This is a genomic window from Croceibacterium selenioxidans (assembly GCF_018599195.1).
Lineage (GTDB): Bacteria > Pseudomonadota > Alphaproteobacteria > Sphingomonadales > Sphingomonadaceae > Croceibacterium_A > Croceibacterium_A selenioxidans.
The window spans coordinates 808,946-832,209 of sequence record NZ_JAHFVK010000002.1 but is presented as its reverse complement, the minus strand read 5'-3'; the positions used below and the strand labels follow the sequence as shown (position 1 = coordinate 832,209).

The window sequence follows — 23,264 nt, the reverse complement described above, 5'->3', positions numbered from 1 at the left end:
AAATAGTACAGCGGGCGGGTCGCGCAGGCGGCCCGCCTATTTCTGCGGGAGAGCGGGGTCAGGGCCCTAGTCTTTCGTCGATTCAGGGAAGTCCTTGATGGAGCAGTACGTTGCGGTGCAGCGCGAGGCCGTATATGCGGCACGCGACAAGCCGCAGGCTTCCGGTGCGCTGCGGCAATAAACATGGTATGGCCTCGCCCGCAAAAGCGTGGGTTGAAGCTACAAGGCTGATGCGCTGATGAATTACGAAGCGAAAGTTGCGGACCTCAGCGGCGCTCCCGAAGTGCAAGTCGAGGATTTCGATAGCGGCTCGCGCCGTACGCGTAAGCGCTGGACGGTGGTTGCCGTCATTGTGCTGGCTGCCTTGCTGATCGGCGGCGCCGTCGCCTTGATGGGCGGTGAAGAGGAATCCCCGTTTCCCGCTCCCGACGGTGAACAGGTCCCGACCGTAACGGTCGTGGCGCCCGGCCGGTCGAACGTCGCCGGAACCATCAATGCCACCGGCACTCTGGCCGCCCGTCGCGAACTTCCTGTTGGCGTGGTGGGTGAAGGCGGCCGGGTCGTGAGCGTACTCGTAGAGCCGGGCGACTGGGTCGGCGCCGGACAGGTGTTGGCCGTGATCGACCGCTCGGTGCAGACCGAACAGGCCCGCAGCTCGGCCGCATCCGTCGATGTGGCCAAGGCCGATGCGCAGCTTGCCCAGTCCAATCTCGATCGCGCGCTGCAGCTCGTGGATCGCGGCTTCATCAGCAAGGCCGATGTTGACCGGCTGACCGCGACGCGTGACGCGGCGCGGGCACGGGTCAAGGTGGCCGAAGCTCAATATCGCGAACTGCTGGCCCGCAATGCGCGGCTCAACATCGTCGCGCCGGATGCCGGCCTTGTACTCGAACGCAATGTCGAGCCGGCGCAAGTCGTCGGTAGCGGCTCTGGCGTGCTGTTCTCGATCGCTCGCGGCGGTCAAATGGAACTGCTCGCGAACCTGAGTGAGAGCGACCTCGCTGCCGTCTCGGTCGGTTCGGCGGCAACGGTCGTTCCCGTGGGCAGCGGCAAGAGTTTCGTCGGCCAGATCTGGCAGCTTGCCCCGGTCATCGACGCGCAGAACCGCCAGGGCGTCGCTCGTATTGCCTTGCCTTACGACAAGGCGATCCGTCCGGGCGGCTTCGCTTCGGCGCAGATTTCGCGCGGGCAGGTCGTTGCGCCTCGTCTGCCCGAAAGCGCCATCCAGTCTGACGAGAAGGGCAGCTTCGTCTTCGTCGTGAACAAGGACAGCCGCGTCGAACGGCGCGCGGTTACGACCGGGGTGGTCACCGAAGAGGGGATCACCGTCACTTCCGGGCTAAGCGGTTCGGAGAAAGTGGTCGAACGCGCCGGCGGGTTCCTCAACCCGGGCGATAAGGTGAATGCTGTCGCCGCGAACAGGGGCAATCAGGCACCCGGTCAATGAACTTCCGGAATATCTCCGCATGGTCGATCCGTAATCCGATCGTCCCGATAGTTCTTTTCATCGGCCTGACGCTGGCCGGGCTCGTTTCGTTCAGCCGCATGGATGTGAACGGCAGCCCGGACATCGACTTCCCGGCCGTCAACGTCACGATCAGCCAGCCGGGCGCCGCCCCGACCGAGATCGAGACGCAGATCACCCAGAAGATCGAAGCCGCGGTGCGCTCGGTCAACGGCGTGGACGAAATCCAGTCCACGGCCCGCGAGGGCAGCAGCAACACCATGGTCCAGTTCGTGATCGGCACCGATTCGAACGAAGCCGTGAACGAGGTCAAGAACGCGGTCGACCAGGTTCGCAGTGACTTGCCCGACGGCATTCTCGAGCCGTTCGTGTCGAAGGTCGAGATCGGGGGCAGCGGACCGATCGGCTATTTCGCGGTCAGTGCCGACGACATGACGATGGAGCAGCTCAGCTGGTTCATTGACGACCAGGTTTCTCGACGCTTGCTTTCGCTTCCAGGCATGGCGGCGGTAAGCCGCGCGGGCGGTGTCGACCGCGAAATCCGCGTCGTGCTCGACCCGGCTCGCATGCAGGCGATGGGGGTCACGGCATCGCAGGTCAACCAGGCGGTGCGTCAGGTCAACACCGACGCTGCCGGCGGCGCGGCTGAGATCGCCGGCTCACGTCAGTCGGTCCGCGTGCTAGGCAATGCCGATACGGCGCTGCAGCTGGCCAATACCCGCATCAGCCTGAGTGGGGGCCGGTCGATCCGGCTCGACGACATCGCCGACGTTTTCGATGGCTATTCTGAACAGACTTCGATCGCCAAGCTCGCGGGCCGCCAGGTGGTGACCTTCGGGATCGAGCGAGCCAAGGGCGCGTCCGACGTTACGGTCTACGACGCCGCGATTGCGGAAATGAAGAATATCCAGAAGGAAAACCCGGGGATACGCTTCACGCAACTCTACACCAGCGTCGACTATACCAAGGAACAGTACGTCAGTTCGATGGAAGCGATGATCGAGGGCTCGATCCTCGCGGTCATCGTGGTGTTCCTGTTCCTGCGCGACTGGCGAGCCACGGTGATCTCTGCGATGGCGATCCCGCTATCGGCAATTCCGACCTTCTGGTTCATGGACATGCTCGGCTTCACGCTCAACGAGCTGTCGCTGCTGGCGCTGAGCCTCGTGGCCGGCGTCCTGGTCGACGACGCGATCGTGGAGATCGAGAATATCGTGCGCCACATGCGCATGGGCAAAAGCGCCTATCAGGCCGCCATCGACGCGGCCGACGAAATCGGCCTTGCCGTGGTCGCGACCACCATGTCGATCGTGGCGGTGTTCCTGCCCGTGGGCCTGATGCCGGGTATTTCCGGGCAGTTCTTCAAGAACTTCGGTCTGACCGTGGTTGCCGCCGTCATCATGAGCCTTACGGTCGCGCGTATGATCACGCCGATGATCGCGGCCTACTTCCTCAAGGCGAAAGGCCACGCGGAGCACGCGGGCGGCCCCTTGATGGCGGGTTACCTCAAGCTCCTGACCTGGACGCTTAACGAGGAAAAGGTGGAAGCCTATCGGGCCCGGCTGCAGCCGGTTCAGGGTCACGGGTGGTTCTATCTGATCGAGATCGTTTTTGCCGCGCTTCTCGTTGCCGTTCTTTACGTCGTCTTTGCCTATGGTGGCCTGGTTATTCCGGCGGATACTCTGCCGGGCTGGGGTGTCCTGGTCTTGAAGCTGGCCGTTGCCGTGGTGGCCGCACTCGTTGTGCGGGTCGTGATTCGCATGATTGCCAACGTGTTCGGTGACCAGTTTGCCGATTGGCACGAATACTTCGTGGGCCGGATGAAGGCGCGGATGCGCGATCACCGGTTCTGGATGTTCCTTGGGGGCTTAGGCGCGCTCGGCCTGACCGTTGTGCTGCTCATGACCATACCGCAGCAGTTCCAGCCGACGACGGACGAGGACACGAGCCAGCTCACGATCGAGATGGTTCCGGGGACGACGATCGAGCAGACCGAGGTCGTGGCCGACGAGGTCACCGCGATCATGCAGAAGCAGCCCGAGGTCGAACGCATTCTCGAGCGCATCAACGAAGGCAATGCGCGCCTGTTTATCGTGCTCAAGTCCGACCGCGCGGTCCCCAGCTATGAATTCCAGCGGCGCGTCATGCCCGAACTCCAACTGGTGCCCGATGCGAGGGTTACTTTCGCTGGGCAAGGCGGTGGTGGCACCGGGCGCGATATCTCGATCATGCTGACCGGCTCGGATCCGCAACTCCTGCAGCGCACCGCGCAGACGCTCGTGGAGCAGATGCAGGGCGTGAAGGGTCTGGTGGCGCCGCGTATTGCCGCAGACTTGCAGCGGCCCGAGCTTATCATCACTCCACGCCTCGATTTGGCGGCGCAGCTTGGTGTCACGACTTCGGCGCTGAGCCAGGCCATCCGCATCGCCACGATGGGCGAAATCGACCAGAACGCCGCCAAGTTCTCGCTCAGCGATCGCCAGGTGCCGATCCGTGTCGTGCTCGACAAGACCGCGCGCAGGGATATCTCGACGATCGAGAATCTGCCTGTGCCGATGGCCGCTGGTGGTTCGGTACCGCTAAGCCGCGTGGCGGAGATCAGCTTTGGCGCCGGTCCGACGCAGATCCAGCGCTTCAATCAGACGCGCCGCATCTTCGTGGGCGCCGATCTCGGACCGGGCGAGGTAAAGGGCCCGGTCCAGGATGCGATCTACGCGCTGCCGATTATGAAGAACCTGCCACAGGGCGTGTCGAATGCCCCGGTCGGTGACGAGAAGTGGCAGCAGGAGCTGATCCAGAATTTCATCATCGCCGTGGTCAGCGGCATCCTGATGGTCTTCGCGGTCCTGGTCCTGCTCTACCGTCGCTTCGTTTCGCCGCTGGTGAACATGACCTCGCTGCTGCTCGCCCCGTTGGGGGGATTGATCGCCATCGCGGCGCTCGGTCAGCCGATATCGATCTCGGTCTATATCGGGTTGCTGATGCTCCTCGGGATCGTGGCCAAGAACTCGATCCTGCTGATCGATTTCGCCATCGAAGAAATGGCCAACGGCGTGCCGAAAAAGGAGGCCATCATCGATGCCGGGCACAAGCGTGCGCAGCCGATCCTGATGACGACCGTGGCGATGACCGCGGGCATGATCCCCACGGCGCTGTCGCTCTCGGGCGACGCCGCCTGGCGCGCGCCGATGGGCACGACGGTGATCGGCGGCCTGTTGCTCTCCACGCTGCTCACGTTGATCATCGTGCCGGCCGGCTTCAGCCTCGCCGACGGCTTCGAGAAGCGGATCGGACCGTGGCTGCGCGACAAGCTGCTGACCTATAAGGAAGGCGACAATCTGGCCAGCCCGCCGGAGGCCTATCCCGCCGAGTAAGGCCCCCGGCCCGCTGGAGGGCCAGGTCCCGGCCTTGCCGGCGCCTCGACCCGTGGGAGCTGTCGCGGTGACGGCCGCTCCGCCTGTCGACCGCGCGCGGCCCATGCGCCTCACCGCCACCCTGTTGCTCGTCCTGATGGCGGCCGTCTTTGTCGTGGCGAAGCAGTTCGAGCACACGCATCCGGCCTGGGGCTACGTTCGCGCCTTCGCCGAGGCGGGAATGATCGGCGGTATGGCCGACTGGTTCGCCGTGACCGCGTTATTCCGCCATCCGTTCGGCATCCCGATCCCGCACACCGCGATCATCCCGGCCAACAAGGACCGGATCGCCGATACGATGGCCGGGTTCCTGCGGACCAACTTCCTCATCCCGACGGTCGTCGCGCGCCGCATGCGAGACATGAACCTCGCCAAGGCGCTGGGGGATTTCCTGGTCCTGCGTCCCGCCGAAGGGCGGGGCCGGATCAGCGAGGGCGCTGCGGGCCTGCTAGCCGAATTGCTGGAGACGCTCGATCCCGAACGGCTCGGCAATCAGGTCAAGGCGGGCTTGGTGCGCCAGGCGGAGCGGATCGAGGTATCCCCTTTGCTCGGCAGTGTCTTGTCCGCCGCGATCGCGGACGGGCGTCACAAGCCCCTGCTGGACGGCTTCATCCACTGGGCCGGCGTGGCGCTCGAGCGCAACGAAGACATGGTGCGTCAGATGATACACTCACGCGCCAATGCCGTGCTGCGGTGGACGGGCCTGGACGAGCGGTTGGCGAACTCGGTGCTCGATGGTCTGTATCGTCTGCTCGCCGAAGTCCTGGTCGATCCCGAGCATCCGCTGCGCAAGACGGTCGAGGAATCGCTCGAGAAGTTGGCCCGCGACCTGGTTCACGATCCCGAAACGCGCGAGAAAGTCGAAGCGGTCAAGCGTGATATCCTCGCCAATCCGGCGGTGGGCCAATGGTGGATGGGCGTGTGGGAGAACCTCCGCCATTCCCTGATCGACATGGCCCGCAACCCCGACGCGGCGCTTGCGGGACAACTGGGCGGCGCACTTTCGGAGTTGGGCAAGGCGTTGCAGCAGGACCCGGCGTTGCAATGGCAGGTCAACCGCTTCGCGCGGCGCACCGTGGTCGGAATCTCCACGCGCTACGGCTCACAAATCGTCCAGCTCGTATCCGAAACCGTGCGCCGCTGGGATGCCCGGACGCTGACCAGCCGGCTCGAACGGGCGGTGGGTCGCGATCTGCAGTTCATCCGCATCAACGGCACTCTCGTCGGTGGCCTGGTGGGCGTGGTGATCCACGCGCTTTCGCAATGGCTGTGATCATGCCGGTGCTTACGACCGCTCGACTGGAGTTGCGCCCGCCGGTCGCAAGCGATTTTGCCGCCAACATGGCGATCGTCTCCCACGAGGAGACGGCTCGCTATCTTGCGGCGCACAAGGGCCCGGCGGATCACTTCGCGCGCTTCTGCCGCAATGCCGGAAGTTGGATGCTCTACGGCTACGGGGCCTTCACCGTGCGCCTGCGCAGCGAGAAGGAGATCATTGGCAACTGCGGCGTGTTTCACACCTTGCGCGGACTTGGGCCGGACTTCGACGATCAGCCGGAGGCTGGATGGATACTGCGTCACGATCAGGTCGGCCGCGGCCTTGCTCGGGAAGCGATGGAAGCGGTGTTGGAATGGTTCGGCGGCGAGCACGGCGGGCGCCGCATCGTGTGCATGATCGAACCGGGTAACGAGCCCTCGATACGCCTTGCCGGCAAGCTGGGCTTCACGCCCATGCGCGAAGCCAAGCTGCCTGAAGGCGGTGCTGTTCGCCTGTTCGAAAGGCTGCCGAGGTAGCGGCCTCGGTTAGCGGCGGCCGCCCGGGAACGGTGGGCCAAGGAACATCGGGCTGCCCATCCAGAAACTCGCCATCGCCTGGCCACCCGCATCCTTGGCCGGGACGAACGAAGCCTTGTCCATCACCAGCTTGCAGATCTTGCTGTTGAGGGTTTCGGAGAGCGTCGGCGAATAGATCTGGCAGGAGGTCGGCTTGCCGTCCGCACCCACGATCACGCGGACCAGGTTCCCCCCCGTGGCCATTTTGCCGAACTCGGAAAACGGGATCGTGCCTTGTGGCAGCACGCCCTGCGGGTTGGGTACCAAGGCCACAGGGGCGGTCATCGTCTTGTGCTGTTCCAGATCGAGGCCCCAGACTTTGAGCAGGTCATCGGCGCAGTTCTGCATCGCCGCCATCGGAGCGCGTAGCGAGCCGGTCTCGATCGTGACCGGCGAAGTAAGCCCTTCGGTGAGCGCAATCGCGCTGATGCCTGTCGCGGCCTCTTGTTCCTTGGCTCGATCGTAAGGCGGGGGAACAAACGGCTTGGACGGATCGAACGCGGGCGGTGGCGACCCCGGCGTGGCCCCCGGACCCATCTGCGGCGGCGCCAGGGTCACCGGGTTGAAACTCATGAAGGGCTTACCGTCGGGCGTAGTCGATTTGGCATAGCCCGACTTGGCCGCGGCGCCGGAAGGGCCAAACTGATACCCGATCGTGTCGGCATTACGGAAAGGGCTGAGCCCCCCGCCGACAAAGATCATGCGCACGTCGGTACCCGGCTGCACGCGCTCCAGCGCCAGGCTGAGCTCCTCCTTCCCGTTGCTGAAGGTGCGAACCAAGCGGCAGTATTCGTCGCCGTAGTCCGCCGTCCACGCACCTTTTGGTTTGAATACCCCCGCATCCTGCGCCTGAACCGCAGGCGCAACGATCAACCCCACCAGCGAGCACGCCGAAAGAAACTTCCTCATCGCTATCCTCTCCAATCCCGATGAGGAGACTATTTCCAGCGAGCGGAGATGCAAGACGAGTCGAGGGAATGCGACAATTGGAGACAAATGGCCGAGGGCGAACCTACGAATTCCCGTTGCGGCGCTTGGTTCGGTAGAAGATTGAGGTCGTATAGTAGCTCGCCACCGGCTCACCTTCGGCATCGAGCGCGGGTTCGAACCTGGCGTTGGCCATCATGGTCCGGCAGGCAATTTCAGACGCCGCCCGCTCGAACTGAGGAGCTTGAACGATGCAATCGGTAGGCATCCCCCCGTCGTCGACCAGAAGCCTGAGATTGAGCACCACACTTTGGTAACTGCGCAAGTACTCCCAGGGGAAGGATCCGGGATCGATCCACCGGTCACCGTCGATGGGCGTCGCCGCCTGGATCAGGGCCCGCTGCTGGTCAGCGTCGAACCCCCATTTGGCCGGAAGGCCGTGCGCGCACTCCTGCAAGCGATCGAGTGAGGCTTCCATGGAGCCAAGCTGAAGCGAGACGGGAGACCCTCGGCTAAAGGTCAATTTGAGTTCGCGTGTCGTGCGCTCTAGCCCTGAATAGGTTTGTCCCTGAGGATCGGCAGTGGAGCCCGCGCCTTCCATCGGCGTCAAGGCCTCAAGAAAGGTCAGGGTCGGCGCGTTGCCGGACCAGTTCAAGATGCCCGCCCGCTCATTTGCTGTGCCGTTCGGGTTATATTGGGTCTGGAAGTCCAGAATCCCGCTATCCCGCTGCGGCAGCGGCTTGCCCCGCATGAAGACCCTGAGGCTCGAACGAGTTCCGAACGTCTCTATCCTTACGAAAAGGCCCTTGTCGCCGGCGCCGAAGCGTCGTGAAATCCAGCAGCTTTCGGGCCCGCTACCCAGTTCCCATTCTTCTGCCGGAGCCAGTTGCAAGGCACTCTGCGCGTGTGCCACGCCAGCCTGAAGCAAGCACAGCGCGCCGGCTGCTATCACCATCGATCTCATTGTAACCCCCCAATGATTTGAATCTAATCGGGATCACGAGATCAGGCAACTACAGCTTCTGCGTCAGCTCCGGCACGATCGTGAACAAGTCGCCCACCAGGCCAATGTCGGCGATCTGAAAGATTGGTGCGTCGGCATCCTTGTTGATGGCGACGATCGTCTTGGAATCCTTCATCCCCGCCAGGTGCTGGATCGCACCGGAGATGCCGACGGCAATGTAGAGCGAAGGGGCGACGATCTTGCCGGTCTGGCCGACCTGGAAGTCGTTCGAGATATACCCTGCGTCGACCGCCGCGCGGCTGGCACCGACCGCGGCGCCGAGCTTGTCGGCGAGAGGGACGATCAGCTGTTCGAACGTCGCTGCGTCCTTCAGCGCACGGCCGCCCGAGACGACGATCCCCGCGCTAGTGAGTTCGGGCCGCTCGCTCTTCGAAGCGTCGAGGCCGACGAACTGCGACAGGCCCGAATCACCGGGACCGGCGACATCCTCGATCGACCCGGAGCCGCCTTCCGGGGCGGCCTTGTCGAACGCGGTGGCGCGGACGGTGAGGACTAGCTTCGGGTCGCTGCTCTCGACGGTGGCGATCGCGTTGCCGGCATAGATCGGGCGGGTGAACGTGCGCTCACCCTCGATGCCGACCACTTCCGACAGCTGCATGACATCAAGCAGCGCGGCGACGCGTGGGGCGACGTTCTTGCCGGTCGTGGTCGCGGGAGCAACGAAAGCGTCGTACCCGGCCATCAGCTGCGCGGCGAGCGGGGCGACGTTTTCCGGCAGGATCCCGGCATACGCGGGACCACCAGCGACGAGAACCTTCTCCACACCGGCGATCTTTGCCGTGGCTTCACCGGCTGCCTTCGCTTCGGCGCTGTCGCCGACGACAAGCGCGTGGACCGCCCCGAGCTTCGCCGCGGCGGTAACGGCGGCGAGCGTCGCGTCATGGACGGCGCCGCCAGCGTGTTCGACCAATACCAGCGCCGTCATGCTACGAATCCCAATACCTTGAGCTTAGCCACCAACTCGTCGACCGAGCCCACTTGGACGCCTGCCTGGCGCACCGGCGGCTCGGAGACCTTGAGCACCTTGAGCCGGGGCGTGAGGTCCACCCCGAAGTCCGCCGCGGGCTTCACGTCGAGCGGCTTCTTCTTGGCCTTCATGATGTTCGGCAGCGAAGCGTAGCGCGGCTCGTTGAGGCGCAGGTCGGTGGTGACGATGGCGGGCAGGCTGAGCGAGACCGTCTCAAGCCCGCCGTCGACTTCGCGAACCACGGTGACCTTCTCGCCTTCGATCTCCACCTTGCTGGCGAAGGTGCCTTGCGGCCTGCCCGTGAGCGCGGCGAGCATCTGGCCGGTCTGGTTGCTGTCGTCGTCGATGGCTTGCTTGCCCATCACGACCAGGCCCGGCTGTTCCTCGTCGACAATGGCCTTGAGGATCTTCGCGACCGCCAGCGGCTCTACGGCATCGTCGGTCTCGACCAGGATTGCCCGGTCGGCCCCCATGGCGAGCGCGGTGCGCAGGGTTTCCTGCGCCTTGGCCGGGCCGATAGAGACCGCGATGATCTCTTCCGCATGGCCCTTTTCCTTGAGGCGGATCGCCTCTTCGACGGCGATCTCGTCGAACGGGTTCATGCTCATCTTGACGTTGGCGAGGTCGACTCCGCTGCCATCCGCTTTCACCCGCGGGCGGACATTGTAATCGATCACCCGCTTCACGGGCACGAGGACCTTCATAGCCATCCTCCAGCGCACGAACGTGTGCGCAATAATATTTCGCTAGTCATCGCGCTTGTTGCGCCAAGGGTCAAGATCGGGCCGTCCAGATCAGGCTGCCTGCTTCACTTCGGCCACGATCTTCTTGGCAGCGTCGCCCAGATCGTCGGCGGGGATGATCGGCAGGCCGGAATTGGCGAGGATGTCCTTGCCCAGCTGCACGTTCGTCCCTTCAAGGCGCACGACCAACGGAACGGAGAGGTTCACGTCCTTTGCCGCCGCGACGATGCCTTCTGCGATGATGTCGCAGCGCATGATTCCGCCGAAGATGTTGACCAGGATGCCCTTCACTGCGGGGTCGGAAAGGATGATCTTGAACGCGGCCGTGACCTTTTCCTTCGAAGCGCCGCCACCGACGTCGAGGAAGTTGGCTGGGAATGCGCCATTGAGCTTGATGATGTCCATCGTCGCCATGGCCAGGCCGGCGCCGTTGACCATGCAGCCGATGTCGCCATCCAGCTTGATGTAGGCGAGATCGTGCTTGGACGCCTCGATCTCCATCGGGTCTTCTTCGGTCTCATCGCGCAGGGCTTCGACGTCGGGGTGGCGATAGAGCGCGTTCGAATCGAAGCTCATCTTGGCGTCGAGCACCAGCAGGCGGCCGTCCATCGTTTCGACTAGCGGGTTGATCTCGATCATCGCGCAGTCGAGCGCCTTGAAGGCTTCGTAGAGCTGGGCCGAGAGCTTCTGTGCGGCCTTGGCCAAGTCGCCCGAAAGCTTGAGCGCGAAGGCGACGGAGCGGCCATGGTGCGGCATGAAGCCGGTCGCCGGGTCGATCACGATCGTGGTGATCTTCTCGGGCGTATCGTGCGCCACGGTTTCGATATCCATGCCGCCTTCGGTAGAAACGATCATGGCGATACGGCCGCTCTTCCGGTCGACCAGCATGGAGAGGTAGTATTCCTTGGCGATGTCGACGCCGTCGGTGATGTAGAGACGGTTGACCTGCTTGCCCGCGGCGCCGGTCTGGATCGTAACCAGGGTGTTGCCAAGCATCTCGCGGGCGTTGGCCTCGACCTCTTCGATCGATTTCGCCAGGCGCACGCCGCCCTTGGCGTCGGCGGGCAGTTCCGCGAACTTGCCCTTGCCGCGTCCGCCGGCGTGGATCTGCGCCTTCACCACATAGAGAGGGCCCGGCAACTGGCGGGCAGCCGCGACCGCTTCTTCCGCGTTGAGGGCTGCGTGACCTGCGGGGACAGCGATGCCGAACTTCGCCAGCAGTTCCTTGGCCTGGTATTCGTGAATGTTCATCTGGGGATCTGCCTTCCGGGAGTCGGGAAATGCGCTGGGGCGCGCATAAGCATTGCTTGCCGCGCTTGCAAACCCTTCGCGCCATGTCCAGTTGGCCCGGCATGCTCGATCACGCCAGACTAACCGAAATTTGCCGTGAGGCTGGCCGCATGGCCATGCGCCTGTGGCCCGGTGCCGGGAACGAGGTCAAGAGCTGGAGCAAGTACGACGACAGCCCGATCTGCCAGGCGGACCTTGAGGTGGATGCGTTCCTGCGGCGCGAGCTTTGCGCGCTGCTCCCTTCGGCGGGCTGGCTGTCCGAAGAATCGGTCGACCATCCCGAACGGCTCGCGCGCGGGCTCTGCTGGCTGGTCGATCCGGTCGACGGCACGCGGGACTTCATCGCCGGGCGGCCCGGTTGGGCGGTGTCGGTAGCGCTGATCAGCGCCGGCAAGCCGTTGATCGGCCTGCTCGAAGCGCCCGCACGAAAGGAGACCTGGACCGCGACTGCAGGGCAGGGCGCCTGGCTCAACGGCCGCAGGCTTTCCGCCAGCACCCGGCGCGAACTGCCGGGAGCCCGCGTTCCGGCCAGCACGTTACCGCCGGAGGACCAGGACCTGTCGATGGTCGAGCGGCCCAACTCCATCGCCCTACGCATCGCCATGGTGGCGGACGACCAGGCCGACCTCCTTGCCACCTTGCGCTGGGGCTACGAATGGGACGTGGCGGCTGCGACGCTGATTGCGCGCGAGGCGGGGGCGGCGGTATCCGACGCTTTCGGCCGCGCTCTCAGCTACAACAAGCGTGATCCTCGGGCCTTCGGTGTCCTCGTCAGCGCGCCCGCCATCCACCGCGCGGCGGTGGAGCGACTGGCGGAGCGCGCTGCGAAGTATTCGGCGGTTTAGCGGGCCGCGTTCACGTCATCCTGACTTACCGGGGTGATGCGAATCTCGACGCGGCGGTTGCGGGCGCGGCCTTCTTCGGTGGCGTTGTCGGCGATCGGATACTGCTCGCCATAACCCATCGTGGCGATACGTGCGCTCGGCACACCGCGCATGGTGAGGTAGCCCGCGACCGATTCGGCGCGGCGGCGCGAGAGATCCTGGTTGTGGGCGTCCGACCCGGTTGAATCGGTGTGACCCATCACGTCGATCAGACTGTTGGGGTATTTCTGCAGGCTTTGCGCCACTTCATCGAGGGCGGCCCGGAAGTTCGGGCTGATGGTGGTCGAATCGACTGCGAAAGTGACGTCCGGCAGGCTGACCAGGATTCCCTTGCCATCGGGAGTCTCGCTCACGTCGACGCCGCTGCCGGCGGTCGCCTCGTCCAGTTCCTTGATCTGCTGGTCCATCTGGTAGCCGATCACGCCGCCGGCCACGCCGCCGATGCCCGCCCCGACGATGCGCGCGGTCTTGCCCCCGATCACGCTGCCGAGCAGGTAGCCGAGACCCGCGCCACCGACGCCGCCGATGGCGGTGCGGGACACGTGCTGCTTCCCGGTATTCGGGTCGGTGACGCAAGCGGACAGGCTGAGCAGGGAGACGGCCGCCAGGCCGGAAACAAGAATGCGCGACGTATTCATCGAAGTCCTCACGTTTGTTTTCGATTGAGTGATTCGCGGCGAGACGCCGCGAGTGCAGGGAATGATGGGAACTGAAACGCCTCGCGGCGTCCGGCGTTCCACAAGTCCATCGTGCCGGGTTTCGGTGCGAGGCACGATCTGCTAGCTGCGCGGAACAAATGGCGCCGTTTCCCTGGTCCGATCTGACTATCCTGATCGCGCTGATCCTGATCAACGGGGTCTTCTCGATGTCGGAGCTTGCCATCGTCTCGGCGCGGCCGGCGCGGCTGCGCGTGGCCGCGGACCGGGGCAGCAAGGGCGCGAAGACGGCGCTCGCTCTCGCGGCCGACCCGGGCAAATTTCTCTCTACGGTCCAAATCGGGATTACCCTCGTCGGGATCATCGCCGGTGCCTATTCGGGAGCGACGTTCGGCGGTCCCGTTGGCGAGTGGCTCGTGGCTCTCGGCGTTCCCGCGGATACGGCCGAAGACGCCGGTTTTGCCCTGGTCATCGCATTGACGACCTATTTCAGTCTGGTGGTGGGCGAACTGGTGCCCAAGCAGTTCGCGCTGCGGGCGGCCGTGCCGATCGCCATTTACATGTCGCGGCCCATGGCCATCCTCGCCAAAGTCGCCGCCCCGTTCGTCTGGCTGCTCGACCGGTCGTCCAGCTTGATCATGCGCCTGCTCGGCGTGCGTCACCGCGGCGAACACGGCGTTACGGCGGAAGAGCTGCACATGCTTTTCGCCGAAGCCACGCATTCCGGCGTTATCGAGGAGGAAGAGCGGGCGATCCTCTCCGGAGTCATGCGCCTGGCCAGTCGGCCGGTGCGCGAGCTGATGACGCCCCGAACCGAGATCGACTGGCTCGACGTTGCGGCGGGCGAAGAGGAGATCCGCGAAACGCTCGCCGAGACTCCGCATTCGCTGCTTCCCGTGGCGGAAGGCTCGCCGGAAAAGATGATCGGCGTGGTCAAGGTGCGCGACATCCTCGCCCGCATGCTTGCGGGAGAACCTACCAATCTGCAGGCCCTCGTGCGCAAGACCGAGGTCGTACCCGACCAGCTCGACGCGATGGACGCGCTGCGCATGCTCCAGCAATCGGGCACGGCCATGGCCATGGTGCATGATGAATATGGCCACCTCGAAGGTATCGTCACCCCGGCAGACCTGCTGCGCGCCATCGCCGGCAGCTTCGCCAGCCACCAGGACGAAGGCGACGACCCCGACGTGGTCGAGCGGGCCGACGGCTCGCTCCTGATCGCCGGCGCGATGGCGGCCGATGTGTTGGCCGAGCGTCTCGGCCTCGAACTCTCGGAGGACCGGGAGTTCGCCACCGCCGCAGGATACGTCCTGTCGGTGCTCAAGCGGCTCCCGCACGAAGGCGAATGGTTTGAAGACCAGGGCTGGCGATTCGAGGTGGTCGACATGGATGGCCGCAAGATCGACAAGCTGATGGTCTGCCAGGTCGGCGAAAAGCCGGACCCATTCACTGAGGGGAAGTGAGGCCGACGGTTTGGGGTGAATTGCCTGCCGAGGGGCGCAAGCAACTGCGGACCGGAAGGAAGCGACGGGCATATCTTAGTTTGGCTGCGTGAACCTCGGTCGGCCTGTAGCTTCAAACGAAGTCGTCCCGGGCGCGTCATTGGCGACCTCGACTTCCTTCGTCTAGATTGGCTTGCCCCACAGTCCCACGCCCAGGCCGACCGCAACACTGAGAAGAAGGATCGCAAGCCATCGGCGGGCCCAGCGAAGCCTGTCTCCAGACCTCCGTAGCTTGTGGATGTCGAGCGCAGCTATGTTCCGGCGCACCCGTGCGTCGAGTTGTGCATTCGTCTCAAACTTGTCCTGGTTGACACCCCTTGCCCAGTCGCGGGCGTAGCTCAGCGAGTCATCGCGCTTCGTGCGGCGTGGAGGCTGCCAGTGCCGCGTCGCCACGACCCAGTTCCAATCGATAGGGTGGTCGAACTTTAGACCGACCTCAGGTCCGGCTTGCCAGACTTTTACGCCATAGACTTCGTTGTCCATCCACTTGAGCACGCCACCGCTGATCTGCTTATCGGCGGGAAGCCTCACGCGGGCTCCGCCTTGCGAGAGGTTGAGCAAGGAGATCAGTTTCTCACCCTCCGTCGTCACTAGCCTGGCGGGTAAGTTCAGCCGCAAGCGCGAATGCTCGCGACGCGGACGGTGAGTGGGTGGCGCGCTGGACATGGCTTCAAATCATTTCCTAGCCTGAAAGCTGGAAGCCGGTGCAGTTCGGAAATGTACTTAGTCCGCGCTCATCGTAGCTCGACGTAAGAAAAGCCTCCCGGGCCGCTACTAACGGCGCGAAGGTGGGGAATGGTGGAAGCTGAACGCAATCGAATCTTCGGGGAATGGATCGAGGGGCACCAAGCCATCTTGTTCAAGGTGGCGCGAGTCTATGGGGCAAACCAGACGGATCGCGAGGACCTGTTCCAGGAAATCGCGTTGCAGGTATGGCACTCGATCGAGGCGTTTCGCGGCGAGTCCTCGGTAGGCACCTGGATCTACCGTGTCGGGCTTAACACGGCGCTGGCCTGGAACCGGAAAGAGCGGAAGCACGGCCACGGGCGCAACGATCTGGAGGCGGCCTCGGGAGTGCTCATCGCCCCGACAGAGCGCGATCCGCGTCTCGATTGGATCTACCAGCGCATCGCGGAGCTGGACGAGGTCAACCGCTCGCTCGCCCTGCTGATGCTGGACGGGTTCAGTTACCGCGAAATGTCCGAAATCCTCGGCCTCAGCGAAAGCAATGTCGGGGTGAAGATCAACCGTATCAAGTCGGCGCTGGCCGAAAAGCTCGCGAAGGAAGAGCACGATGAACTTTGACCAGATGATGGACGCGTGGCGCGCCCAGGACGACAAGCCGCTCTACGGAGTGAACCGGGATTTGCTCCAGTTGGTGCTCCAGAACGAACAGGACAAAGTCCGGCGCAAGATGCGTCGAGATCAGTGGATGGTATACGTCTGCGGTGCCGGGATGGCGCTGTTCGCCGGGTTCTGGCTCTGGGTGCTCGTCGTCGTTCGCGGTCCCGTGTTGCAGACCGTCGCTGCGGCTATGGGCACGCTCCTGTTCGTGTTGTGGGTCGTGGCCTTCTGGGTGAGCCACCGGCGCCAGGCACAGCGTGAGCGAGGCTTCGGCAACTCGTTGAATGACGAGATCGGGCGCAGCCTGACGTTGATCGAATTCCAGATCGCCAACGGAAGCTGGGGCATCGGCGTGTTGTGGGTCGCCCCCGCCATGATCGGCGCGACCCTGCTCTATTGGCTCACGTTCCAGATCAACACCGACACCAGCTTCTCTGTGTGGCATCACCTGTTCATCATGGGCGCCATGGTATGGTCAGCGGTCTATGTGCCCTACGCGGCCAGCCGTGAGGTGGCGCAGAAGCTCGAGCCGCGCCGGCAGCACCTGCGCGCGCTGCTTAAATCCCTCGAAGCGGGTGAATGATGGGCCCGGCTAGCGAGCCCTTTCAAATATCTAGGAAGCGATGACAGCCCGTGCATCCTGGCCATCGCCTTCGGGCGCGGCGAGGATCGTGCGGGTCGTGCCGCCCTTGTCCACCGTGTAGGTGCTGGGATCGCCGACCGAGCTGCGGATGCCCGGATCGGAGGTGCCGGCGCGGCTGATGGCGTTCGATTCAACCGCGCTGCGCTGGGCCGGGCCGCCGAACAGGGCGTCGAGCGCCTGCTGCGAAGCCGAACTATCGGCCGGACGCGGAGCGCCCGGAACAGGCGGCGTCAGCGAGAAATCGGGCGGGACCACCAGGGGGGCCTGGCGTTGCACTGCAAATTCGTCGGGCCGTTCACGGCTGCCGAGCACGTCGCCGCTGCTGCACGCGGCAAGCAGGGCCGCGCTGCTGGCGACAAGAACGATCCGGGTGGTCATGCGCATCAGGAAATCTCCGCGGGTTTGTCCGCCTCTTGGCCCCCTTGCGAGGCGGCCGGTTTCTCGCGCATGAACAGCGCGCGAGCAAGGATTATCAGCACGCCGACGGTGATTGCGGCGTCGGCGACGTTAAAGATGAGGAACGGGCGGAATTCGCCAATGTGGAAGTCGGCATAGTCGATCACGTAGCCCAGTTCGATGCGGTCGCGGATATTACCCATGGCTCCGCCCAGGATCAGCGCGAGGCCGGCGATGTCCCACATCTTGCGTTCGCGCAGCATCCACACGAACACCACCAGTGCGATCAGGCCCGTCACGCCGACGAGGCCCCAGCGCATTTCGGGCGAGGTCGCTTCGAACATGCCGAGCGAGACGCCGAAGTTCTGCGTCCAGCGTAAATCGAAGAACGGCAGCAAGTCGATCACACCGACTTCGCGCAAGTTCCATGGTCCGACCACACGGCCCTTGATCCACTGGTCCAGGATATAGACCCCAGCCGCCAGCGCGAGGCCGACAAGGCGATTACGCCATGGGTTCGGTTCAGCTTCGACGGTCATGAAACGGCATCCAGTTGGGCCACGACATCCTCGCAGCGATCACACAGGCCACCATCCTCGGTGACGTCGGGGAGCAAGCGCCAGCAACGGCCGCACTTGGCGTCTCCGCTTTTGCGCACGGTTACGGTGTCGCTATCCGCGCGGTGTACGGCGGCGCTGATGAACAGTTCCGCCAGGTCGCTGTCGGAGAAGCCTTCGGGCACCAGCTCGGAGGGAACGGTCACTTCGGCCTCAAGGCTGGAGCGGACGGTCTTTTCGCGCCGCAGCGGTTCGATCGCCTCGGTCACCTGCACGCGCAGCCCGCGCAGGGCGGTCCAGCGGACGGTGTCGGCGCTTACGGCAGGGACGTCCGGCCAAACCAGCAGGTGCACGCTGGCGCTGTCAGGATAGCGGCTCTGCCACACTTCCTCGGAGGTGAAGACCATGACGGGCGCGGCGTAGCGGATCAGCGCCTGGAACAGCGTGTCGAGAACCGTGCGATAGGCACGTCGGTTCAGATCCGTCGGCGCGTCGCAATAGAGGCGGTCCTTGCGGATGTCGAAATAGAAGGCGCTGAGGTCCTCGTTGCAGAAGTCGATCAGCGAGCGGGTGTAGGTGTTGAAATCGAAGTCATCGACCGCCTTGCGCAGCTTGGCGTCGAGCTCGCCCAGCAGCGCGAAGACGTAGCGTTCGAGCTCCGGCATCGCATCGGGACTGACTCGTTCGCTTTCCGCGAACCCGTCGAGCGCGCCGAGCAGGTAGCGGAAGGTATTGCGCAGCTTGCGGTACTGGTCGGCCACGCCCTTGAGGATCTCGGGCCCGATGCGGTGGTCTTCGGTAAAGTCGACCGACAGCGCCCACAGGCGGATGATGTCGGCGCCGTATTCCTTCATTACGTCGAGCGGGCTGACGGTGTTGCCCTTCGACTTGGACATCTTCTCGCCCTTGGCATCCATCGTGAAGCCATGGGTGAGGACCGCGTTGTAGGGCGCGCGCCCGCGAGTGCCGCAGGATTCGAGCAGTGAGGACTGGAACCAGCCACGGTGCTGGTCGGAGCCTTCGAGATAGAGATCTGCCGGCCATTGCAGGTCTGGCCAGCGGCCTGACTCCAGCACGAAGGCATGGGTCGATCCCGAATCGAACCAGACGTCGAGAATGTCGGTGATCCGCTCGTAATCGGCGGCGTCGTACTGGTTGCCGAGCAGGGTCTGCGCATTGGCGTCCGACCAGGCGTCGACGCCCTTTTCGTTCACCGCGCTGACGATGCGCTGGTTCACCTCCGGGTCGACCAGGTATTCACCGGTCTTGCGGTCGACGAACAGCGTGATCGGCACGCCCCAGGCGCGCTGGCGGCTGAGCACCCAGTCGGGGCGGCTTTCCACCATCGAGCCGATGCGGTTGCGCCCCTTTTCGGGCACGAAGCGCGTCTGATCGAGCGAATCCAGCGCGGCCTGGCGCAGCGTCTTCTTCGGCTCCTGCGCCCCGCCCTCGTTCTCCCAGCGCTGTTCCTGGCGGTTGTCGATGTGCTCGATCACCGGCTTGTCCATCGGCACGAACCACTGCGGCGTGCAGCGGAAGATCACCTTGGCCTTGGAGCGCCAGCTATGGGGATAAGAGTGTTGGTAATCGGTGGATGCACTGAGGAGAGCGCCAACCTCGCGCAGGTCGGTGCAGACGGGCCCTTCGGGCGCGTTGAACTTGGGGTTGATGACCGACATCGACCGTTCGTCGGTGCGCGGCAGCCACAGCCAGTCCTCGCGATAACGGCCATCGGCCTCGACGATGAACTTGGGCGAGATGCCGTGCGCCTTGCACAGTTCGAAGTCGTCCTCGCCGTGGTCGGGCGCCATGTGGACGAGGCCCGTGCCGCTGTCGGTGGTGACGAAGTCGCCGGGCAGGAACGGACGGGGCTCGGCGTAAAACCCGCCGAGGTGGTGCATCGGGTGGCGGCCGACGGTGCCGGCGAGGTCGGAGCCTTTGCCGCGCCAACCGGTTGTCCAACGGTAGTCGTCGAATGCGCCTGACAGACGCTTGAAAACGCCATCCTCGAGCAGGCTCGCGACAAGCAGGCGTCGGCCGCTGGGCTCGACGACGATCTGGTACTCAACCTCCGGCCCATAAGCCAAGGCCTGGTTCGCCGGGATCGTCCACGGCGTGGTCGTCCAGATCACCGCATGCGCGCCGACCAGTTCGGGGATCGGACTTTCGACAATCTCGAATGCCACGTCGATCTGGGTCGAGGTGATGTCCTCGTACTCGACCTCGGCTTCGGCCAGCGCGGTCTTTTCGACCGGCGACCACATCACCGGCTTGGCGCCGCGATAGAGCTGGCCGCTCTCTGCGAACTTTAGCAGTTCACGCACGATCGTGGCCTCGGCCTCGAAGTGCATGGTCAGGTAGGGATTATCCCAATCGCCGTTGATGCCGAGGCGCTTGAGCTGTTCGCGCTGGGTGTCGACCCAATGCTGGGCATAGGCGCGGCATTCGGCGCGGAATTCCTCGACCGGGACCTGGTCCTTGTCGAGCTTCTTCTTGCGGTACTGCTCTTCGACTTTCCACTCGATCGGGAGACCGTGGCAGTCCCACCCGGGCACGTACGGCGCGTCCTTGCCGAGCAGGGTCTGCGTGCGCACGACCATGTCCTTGAGCACGTGGTTCAGCGCGTGGCCGATGTGCATGTCGCCATTGGCGTAGGGCGGGCCGTCGTGGAGGATGAACTTCGTCTGCCCGGCGCGGTTCTCGCGCACCTGCTGGTAGAGCCCTTCGGACTGCCAGCGCGCGAGGAGGCCCGGCTCCTTCTGCGGAAGGCCGGCCTTCATGGGGAAATCGGTCTTCGGCAGGAAGACGGTGTCTCTGTAATCGCGTTGTTCGGACATGGAGCGCGGGCCTTAGCGGGGGCGAGGGGCGACTGCAATTTTGTTCGCGCGGAAGGTAGGGTGGCTGAGATGAATTGGCCCCACTTGAAAGCCAGCCCGACACCTCCGTACGTCCTTAGCTTGTCGAAGGACGCTGACGTTTAGCTGTGGTGGTTCGACAGGCTCACCACGAACGGGGATGGGTATTTCTATGACCCGGCTTGGGATCAGATCGCACAACTTAGCCCAGCAACTCACCGGCTCGCGCGCAATCCTCGCCCATTTGATTGATCAGTTCTGCCAGACTGGCGAACTTGGCCTCCGGACGGAGGAAGTGGTGCAGCGCCACTTCGATCTCTCGCCCGTAGAGATCACCGTCAAAGTCGAAGAAGTAAGGTTCGAGCAGTTCCTTCGGCGGATCGAAGGTGGGCCGAATCCCAAGGTTGGCCGCGCCCCTCAAGGTCTCGCCAGTATCGAGGATTCGCCCGGTCACGGCGTAGATCCCATACCGGGGCCGCAGGTAGGGACCGAGGTCGATGTTGGCCGTGGGATAGCCAATCTCGCGCCCCCGCTTGTCGCCGTGCTGGACGATCCCACGCACTGCGAATGGCCGGGTCATCAGCTGCGTCGCGGTCTCGCAGTCGCCGGCCTTGAGCGCGTCGCGAATGCGGCTGGACGAGACGGCGATCTTGCCTTCCAGCACGGGGCCAATCGCTCGCGCCCTGATGCCGTGGCGGGCACCCTCGCTTTCGAGCAGGGCGAGGTTACCACCGCGTCCCTTGCCGAAGGTGAAATCCTCGCCCGTCACTACCCCGGCTACCCCTAGGGGTCCGCCGAGCAAGTCGCCGATGAAAGCTTCGGCGGGCATGGCGGCGAGATCGTCGTCAAAATCGAACACCATCATCGCGTCGGCACCCGCCCCGGCGAACAGCTCCTCGCGCTGGTCAAGCGTGGTCAGGCGGAACGGCGGGACATGCGGCGCGAAATGGCGCACCGGATGCGGGTCGAAAGTGGCGACGATGGCCGGGCGGCCCTCGGCGCGCGCCCACTCGACCGTCTCCGCCACCACGCGCTGATGGCCGAGGTGGAAGCCATCGAAATTGCCGAGCGCGATGATGGCCCCACGCAGGCCTTCCGGCACCGGATCGCGATGGCCGAAGCGCATTATTCTCCCCCTCGCGCTTGCGGGAGGGGGCTGGGGGGTGGGCAAGCGTGTCGGCGCAACAGTCCCACCCCTTAACCCTCCCGCAAGCGCGAGGGGGACCTTTCCAGTGTCACGAAGGCGTATGCCGGGTCGCGGCCCTCGGCCATGTGCTTCACCCGCGCGGTTTCGCGCCAGGTGCGTGGGTCCGGCGTCGCCATGTAGACATCGCCCTGGGTGTTCTCGAAAATCTCGGTGATCTCGAGCTTCGTGGCGAGCGGCATGAACAGCTCGAAGATATCCGCCCCGCCGATTACCGCGATATCGCCCGGCCCGGCGAGCGCCAGCGCCTCGTCCACCGAGTGCACCACTTCGGCACCCTTGGCGCTCCAGCCCTTTTGCCGCGTCAGCACGATGTGGCGACGGCCCGGGAGCAGGCCGGGCAGGCTGTCGAAGGTCTTGCGGCCCATGATCATCGGTTTGCCCATGGTGAGCCGCTTGAAGCGCTTGAGATCGGCACTGATTTTCCACGGCACGTCGTTGTCGCGCCCGATCGTGCCGTCGAGGGCCCGGGCGACGATGAACAGGATTTCGCGCTGCGCCATCAGCCTAACTTCGTTACGTGGCCCATCTTGCGGCCAGGGCGGGCTTCGCTCTTGCCGTAGAGGTGGACGTGGTTGCGGGTGTCGGACAGCAGCCGGTTGATCCCGCCTTCGATCTCGCCGATCAGGTTGGTCATCTGGATTGTCGGCCACATCGTCGAGGTGTCGCCCAGGGGCAGCCCGAGGATCGCGCGGACGTGGTTCTCGAACTGGCTCGTCACCGCGCCCTCAATCGTCCAGTGGCCCGAGTTGTGGACCCGCGGGGCCATTTCGTTGAAAACCGGCCCGTCGGGCGTGGCGAAGAACTCGAGCGTGAGCACGCCGACATAGGCGAGCGCTTCGGCCACACGATAGGCCAGCTTGCGCGCTTCGGCCACTTGCTCACCGGCAATCGACGCGGCCGGCAGCGAAGAAGTGGCGAGGATGCCGCTCTCGTGCACGTTTTGCGCCGAATCCCAGAACCGCACCTCGCCATCGAGACCGCGGACGAGGATCACCGAGAATTCGGCTTCGAACTTCACCAAGCCTTCGTAGATCAGGCCGGGCCCGGGAAGCTGCAGCGCGGCGGCGTCCTGCGCCGAGGCGATGCGCCACTGGCCCTTGCCGTCGTAGCCGTCACGCCGGGTCTTGAGGATGCCGGGTGCGCCGATCTGGGCGACGGCGTCGGCGAGGCCGGTTTCATCGTCGACCGGTGCGAAAGGTGCGGGCCGCCCGCCGAGCTCTTCCACGAAGCGCTTCTCGGTCAGTCGATCCTGGGCGATCTCGAGCGCGCGGGTGCCGGGCGCGCGAAGCTGCGAGGGAATGACATTGACCGCTTCCACCGGCACGTTCTCGAACTCGTAGGTCACCACGGCGCAATCGCGGGCGAAGGCGCTCAGCGCTGCGTGGTCGTCCCACTCGGCGCACGTGAACCGGGCGCTGACTTCCGCGGCGACGCTCTCCTCTTCGGGGGCGTAGATGTGGCAGGAATAGCCGAGCTGGGCCGCGGCCATGGCGATCATCCGGCCAAGCTGGCCGCCGCCGAGAATACCAATGGTGGCGCCGGGCTGGATCATGCG

Annotated in this window: 21 protein-coding genes; 8 read left to right on the top strand and 13 right to left on the bottom strand. The window is 64.5% G+C overall.

The window, feature by feature from the left end; genetic code table 11:
- Nucleotides 1-238: 238 nt before the first annotated feature.
- The 4 genes from KK137_RS12770 (at nucleotide 239) to KK137_RS12755 (ending at nucleotide 6,672) form a co-directional block, all read left to right on the top strand.
- A complete protein-coding gene (locus tag KK137_RS12770) occupies nucleotides 239-1,447 on the top strand; it encodes an efflux RND transporter periplasmic adaptor subunit (protein WP_214536868.1) in 1,209 nt (402 codons plus the stop codon).
- Nucleotides 1,444-4,839, top strand: a complete 3,396-nt coding sequence (locus KK137_RS12765) for an efflux RND transporter permease subunit (protein ID WP_214536866.1) — start codon at nucleotides 1,444-1,446, stop codon at nucleotides 4,837-4,839. The genes KK137_RS12770 and KK137_RS12765 overlap by 4 nt, the downstream gene beginning before the upstream one ends.
- A gap of 103 nt (nucleotides 4,840-4,942) precedes the next feature.
- Nucleotides 4,943-6,151, top strand: coding sequence for a DUF445 domain-containing protein (locus KK137_RS12760; protein WP_214537513.1), 1,209 nt, complete (start codon nucleotides 4,943-4,945; stop codon nucleotides 6,149-6,151).
- Nucleotides 6,142-6,672 carry a GNAT family N-acetyltransferase gene (locus tag KK137_RS12755; RefSeq protein WP_250893848.1) on the top strand — a complete coding sequence of 177 codons (531 nt, stop codon included), beginning with the start codon at nucleotides 6,142-6,144 and terminating at the stop codon, nucleotides 6,670-6,672. Before KK137_RS12760 ends, KK137_RS12755 begins: the two co-directional genes overlap by 10 nt.
- Nucleotides 6,673-6,681: 9 nt before the next feature.
- On the opposite strand, the gene KK137_RS12750 is transcribed toward KK137_RS12755, so the two are convergent.
- The 5 genes from KK137_RS12750 to sucC all read right to left on the bottom strand — a co-directional run bounded on the left by KK137_RS12750 (nucleotide 6,682) and on the right by sucC (nucleotide 11,623).
- A complete protein-coding gene (locus KK137_RS12750; protein ID WP_214536865.1) occupies nucleotides 6,682-7,620 on the bottom strand; it encodes a hypothetical protein in 939 nt (312 codons plus the stop codon).
- Between the two features lie 103 nt (nucleotides 7,621-7,723).
- The gene (locus tag KK137_RS12745; protein ID WP_214536864.1) at nucleotides 7,724-8,593 is read right to left on the bottom strand and encodes a hypothetical protein; all 870 of its coding nucleotides are present in this window, start codon (nucleotides 8,591-8,593) and stop codon (nucleotides 7,724-7,726) included.
- Between the two features lie 58 nt (nucleotides 8,594-8,651).
- Complete coding sequence (locus tag KK137_RS12740) at nucleotides 8,652-9,587, bottom strand: electron transfer flavoprotein subunit alpha/FixB family protein (protein ID WP_214536862.1); 936 nt, start codon at nucleotides 9,585-9,587, stop codon at nucleotides 8,652-8,654.
- Nucleotides 9,584-10,333, bottom strand: a complete 750-nt coding sequence (locus tag KK137_RS12735; protein ID WP_214537511.1) for an electron transfer flavoprotein subunit beta/FixA family protein — start codon at nucleotides 10,331-10,333, stop codon at nucleotides 9,584-9,586. The genes KK137_RS12740 and KK137_RS12735 overlap by 4 nt, the downstream gene beginning before the upstream one ends.
- Nucleotides 10,334-10,423: 90 nt before the next feature.
- Nucleotides 10,424-11,623, bottom strand: coding sequence for an ADP-forming succinate--CoA ligase subunit beta (gene sucC / locus KK137_RS12730; RefSeq protein ID WP_214536861.1), 1,200 nt, complete (start codon nucleotides 11,621-11,623; stop codon nucleotides 10,424-10,426).
- A 101-nt stretch (nucleotides 11,624-11,724) separates the two neighbouring features.
- On the opposite strand from sucC, the gene KK137_RS12725 reads away from it, so the two are divergent.
- On the top strand, nucleotides 11,725-12,507 hold the full coding sequence (locus tag KK137_RS12725) for a 3'(2'),5'-bisphosphate nucleotidase CysQ (protein ID WP_214537510.1): 783 nt from the start codon (nucleotides 11,725-11,727) through the stop codon (nucleotides 12,505-12,507).
- On the opposite strand, the gene KK137_RS12720 is transcribed toward KK137_RS12725, so the two are convergent.
- Complete coding sequence (locus KK137_RS12720) at nucleotides 12,504-13,184, bottom strand: YiaD family glycine zipper/OmpA-like lipoprotein (protein WP_214536860.1); 681 nt, start codon at nucleotides 13,182-13,184, stop codon at nucleotides 12,504-12,506. The genes KK137_RS12725 and KK137_RS12720 overlap by 4 nt on opposite strands.
- A 158-nt stretch (nucleotides 13,185-13,342) precedes the next feature.
- Here KK137_RS12720 and KK137_RS12715 point away from each other — a divergent pair, with 158 nt between their 5' ends.
- Nucleotides 13,343-14,668: a hemolysin family protein gene (locus KK137_RS12715; RefSeq protein WP_214536858.1), complete on the top strand. Its 1,326-nt coding sequence runs from the start codon at nucleotides 13,343-13,345 to the stop codon at nucleotides 14,666-14,668.
- A gap of 162 nt (nucleotides 14,669-14,830) precedes the next feature.
- On the opposite strand, the gene KK137_RS12710 is transcribed toward KK137_RS12715, so the two are convergent.
- Nucleotides 14,831-15,373, bottom strand: a complete 543-nt coding sequence (locus KK137_RS12710) for a PilZ domain-containing protein (RefSeq protein WP_214536857.1) — start codon at nucleotides 15,371-15,373, stop codon at nucleotides 14,831-14,833.
- A gap of 132 nt (nucleotides 15,374-15,505) precedes the next feature.
- Between KK137_RS12710 and KK137_RS12705 the strand changes: the two genes are divergently transcribed.
- Nucleotides 15,506-16,012 carry an RNA polymerase sigma factor gene (locus KK137_RS12705; RefSeq protein WP_214536856.1) on the top strand — a complete coding sequence of 169 codons (507 nt, stop codon included), beginning with the start codon at nucleotides 15,506-15,508 and terminating at the stop codon, nucleotides 16,010-16,012.
- Complete coding sequence (locus tag KK137_RS12700) at nucleotides 16,002-16,634, top strand: hypothetical protein (protein WP_214536848.1); 633 nt, start codon at nucleotides 16,002-16,004, stop codon at nucleotides 16,632-16,634. The genes KK137_RS12705 and KK137_RS12700 overlap by 11 nt, the downstream gene beginning before the upstream one ends.
- A 30-nt stretch (nucleotides 16,635-16,664) precedes the next feature.
- Here the strand turns inward: KK137_RS12700 and KK137_RS12695 are convergent, their stop codons facing one another.
- From KK137_RS12695 to KK137_RS12670, 6 genes are all read right to left on the bottom strand, one after another.
- Entirely contained in the window at nucleotides 16,665-17,078 is a 414-nt protein-coding gene (locus KK137_RS12695) for a DUF3035 domain-containing protein (protein WP_214536846.1), read from the bottom strand.
- Nucleotides 17,078-17,629: a signal peptidase II gene (gene lspA / locus KK137_RS12690; RefSeq protein WP_214536845.1), complete on the bottom strand. Its 552-nt coding sequence runs from the start codon at nucleotides 17,627-17,629 to the stop codon at nucleotides 17,078-17,080. The genes KK137_RS12695 and lspA overlap by 1 nt, the downstream gene beginning before the upstream one ends.
- Entirely contained in the window at nucleotides 17,626-20,484 is a 2,859-nt protein-coding gene (ileS, locus tag KK137_RS12685; protein ID WP_214536844.1) for an isoleucine--tRNA ligase, read from the bottom strand. The genes lspA and ileS overlap by 4 nt, the downstream gene beginning before the upstream one ends.
- Nucleotides 20,485-20,704: 220 nt before the next feature.
- On the bottom strand, nucleotides 20,705-21,628 hold the full coding sequence (locus tag KK137_RS12680) for a bifunctional riboflavin kinase/FAD synthetase (RefSeq protein WP_214536843.1): 924 nt from the start codon (nucleotides 21,626-21,628) through the stop codon (nucleotides 20,705-20,707).
- A 71-nt stretch (nucleotides 21,629-21,699) separates the two neighbouring features.
- Complete coding sequence (locus KK137_RS12675) at nucleotides 21,700-22,209, bottom strand: dihydrofolate reductase (protein WP_214536842.1); 510 nt, start codon at nucleotides 22,207-22,209, stop codon at nucleotides 21,700-21,702.
- Nucleotides 22,209-23,261, bottom strand: a complete 1,053-nt coding sequence (locus KK137_RS12670; RefSeq protein WP_214536840.1) for a 5-(carboxyamino)imidazole ribonucleotide synthase — start codon at nucleotides 23,259-23,261, stop codon at nucleotides 22,209-22,211. Before KK137_RS12670 ends, KK137_RS12675 begins: the two co-directional genes overlap by 1 nt.
- Nucleotides 23,262-23,264 lie beyond the last annotated feature (3 nt).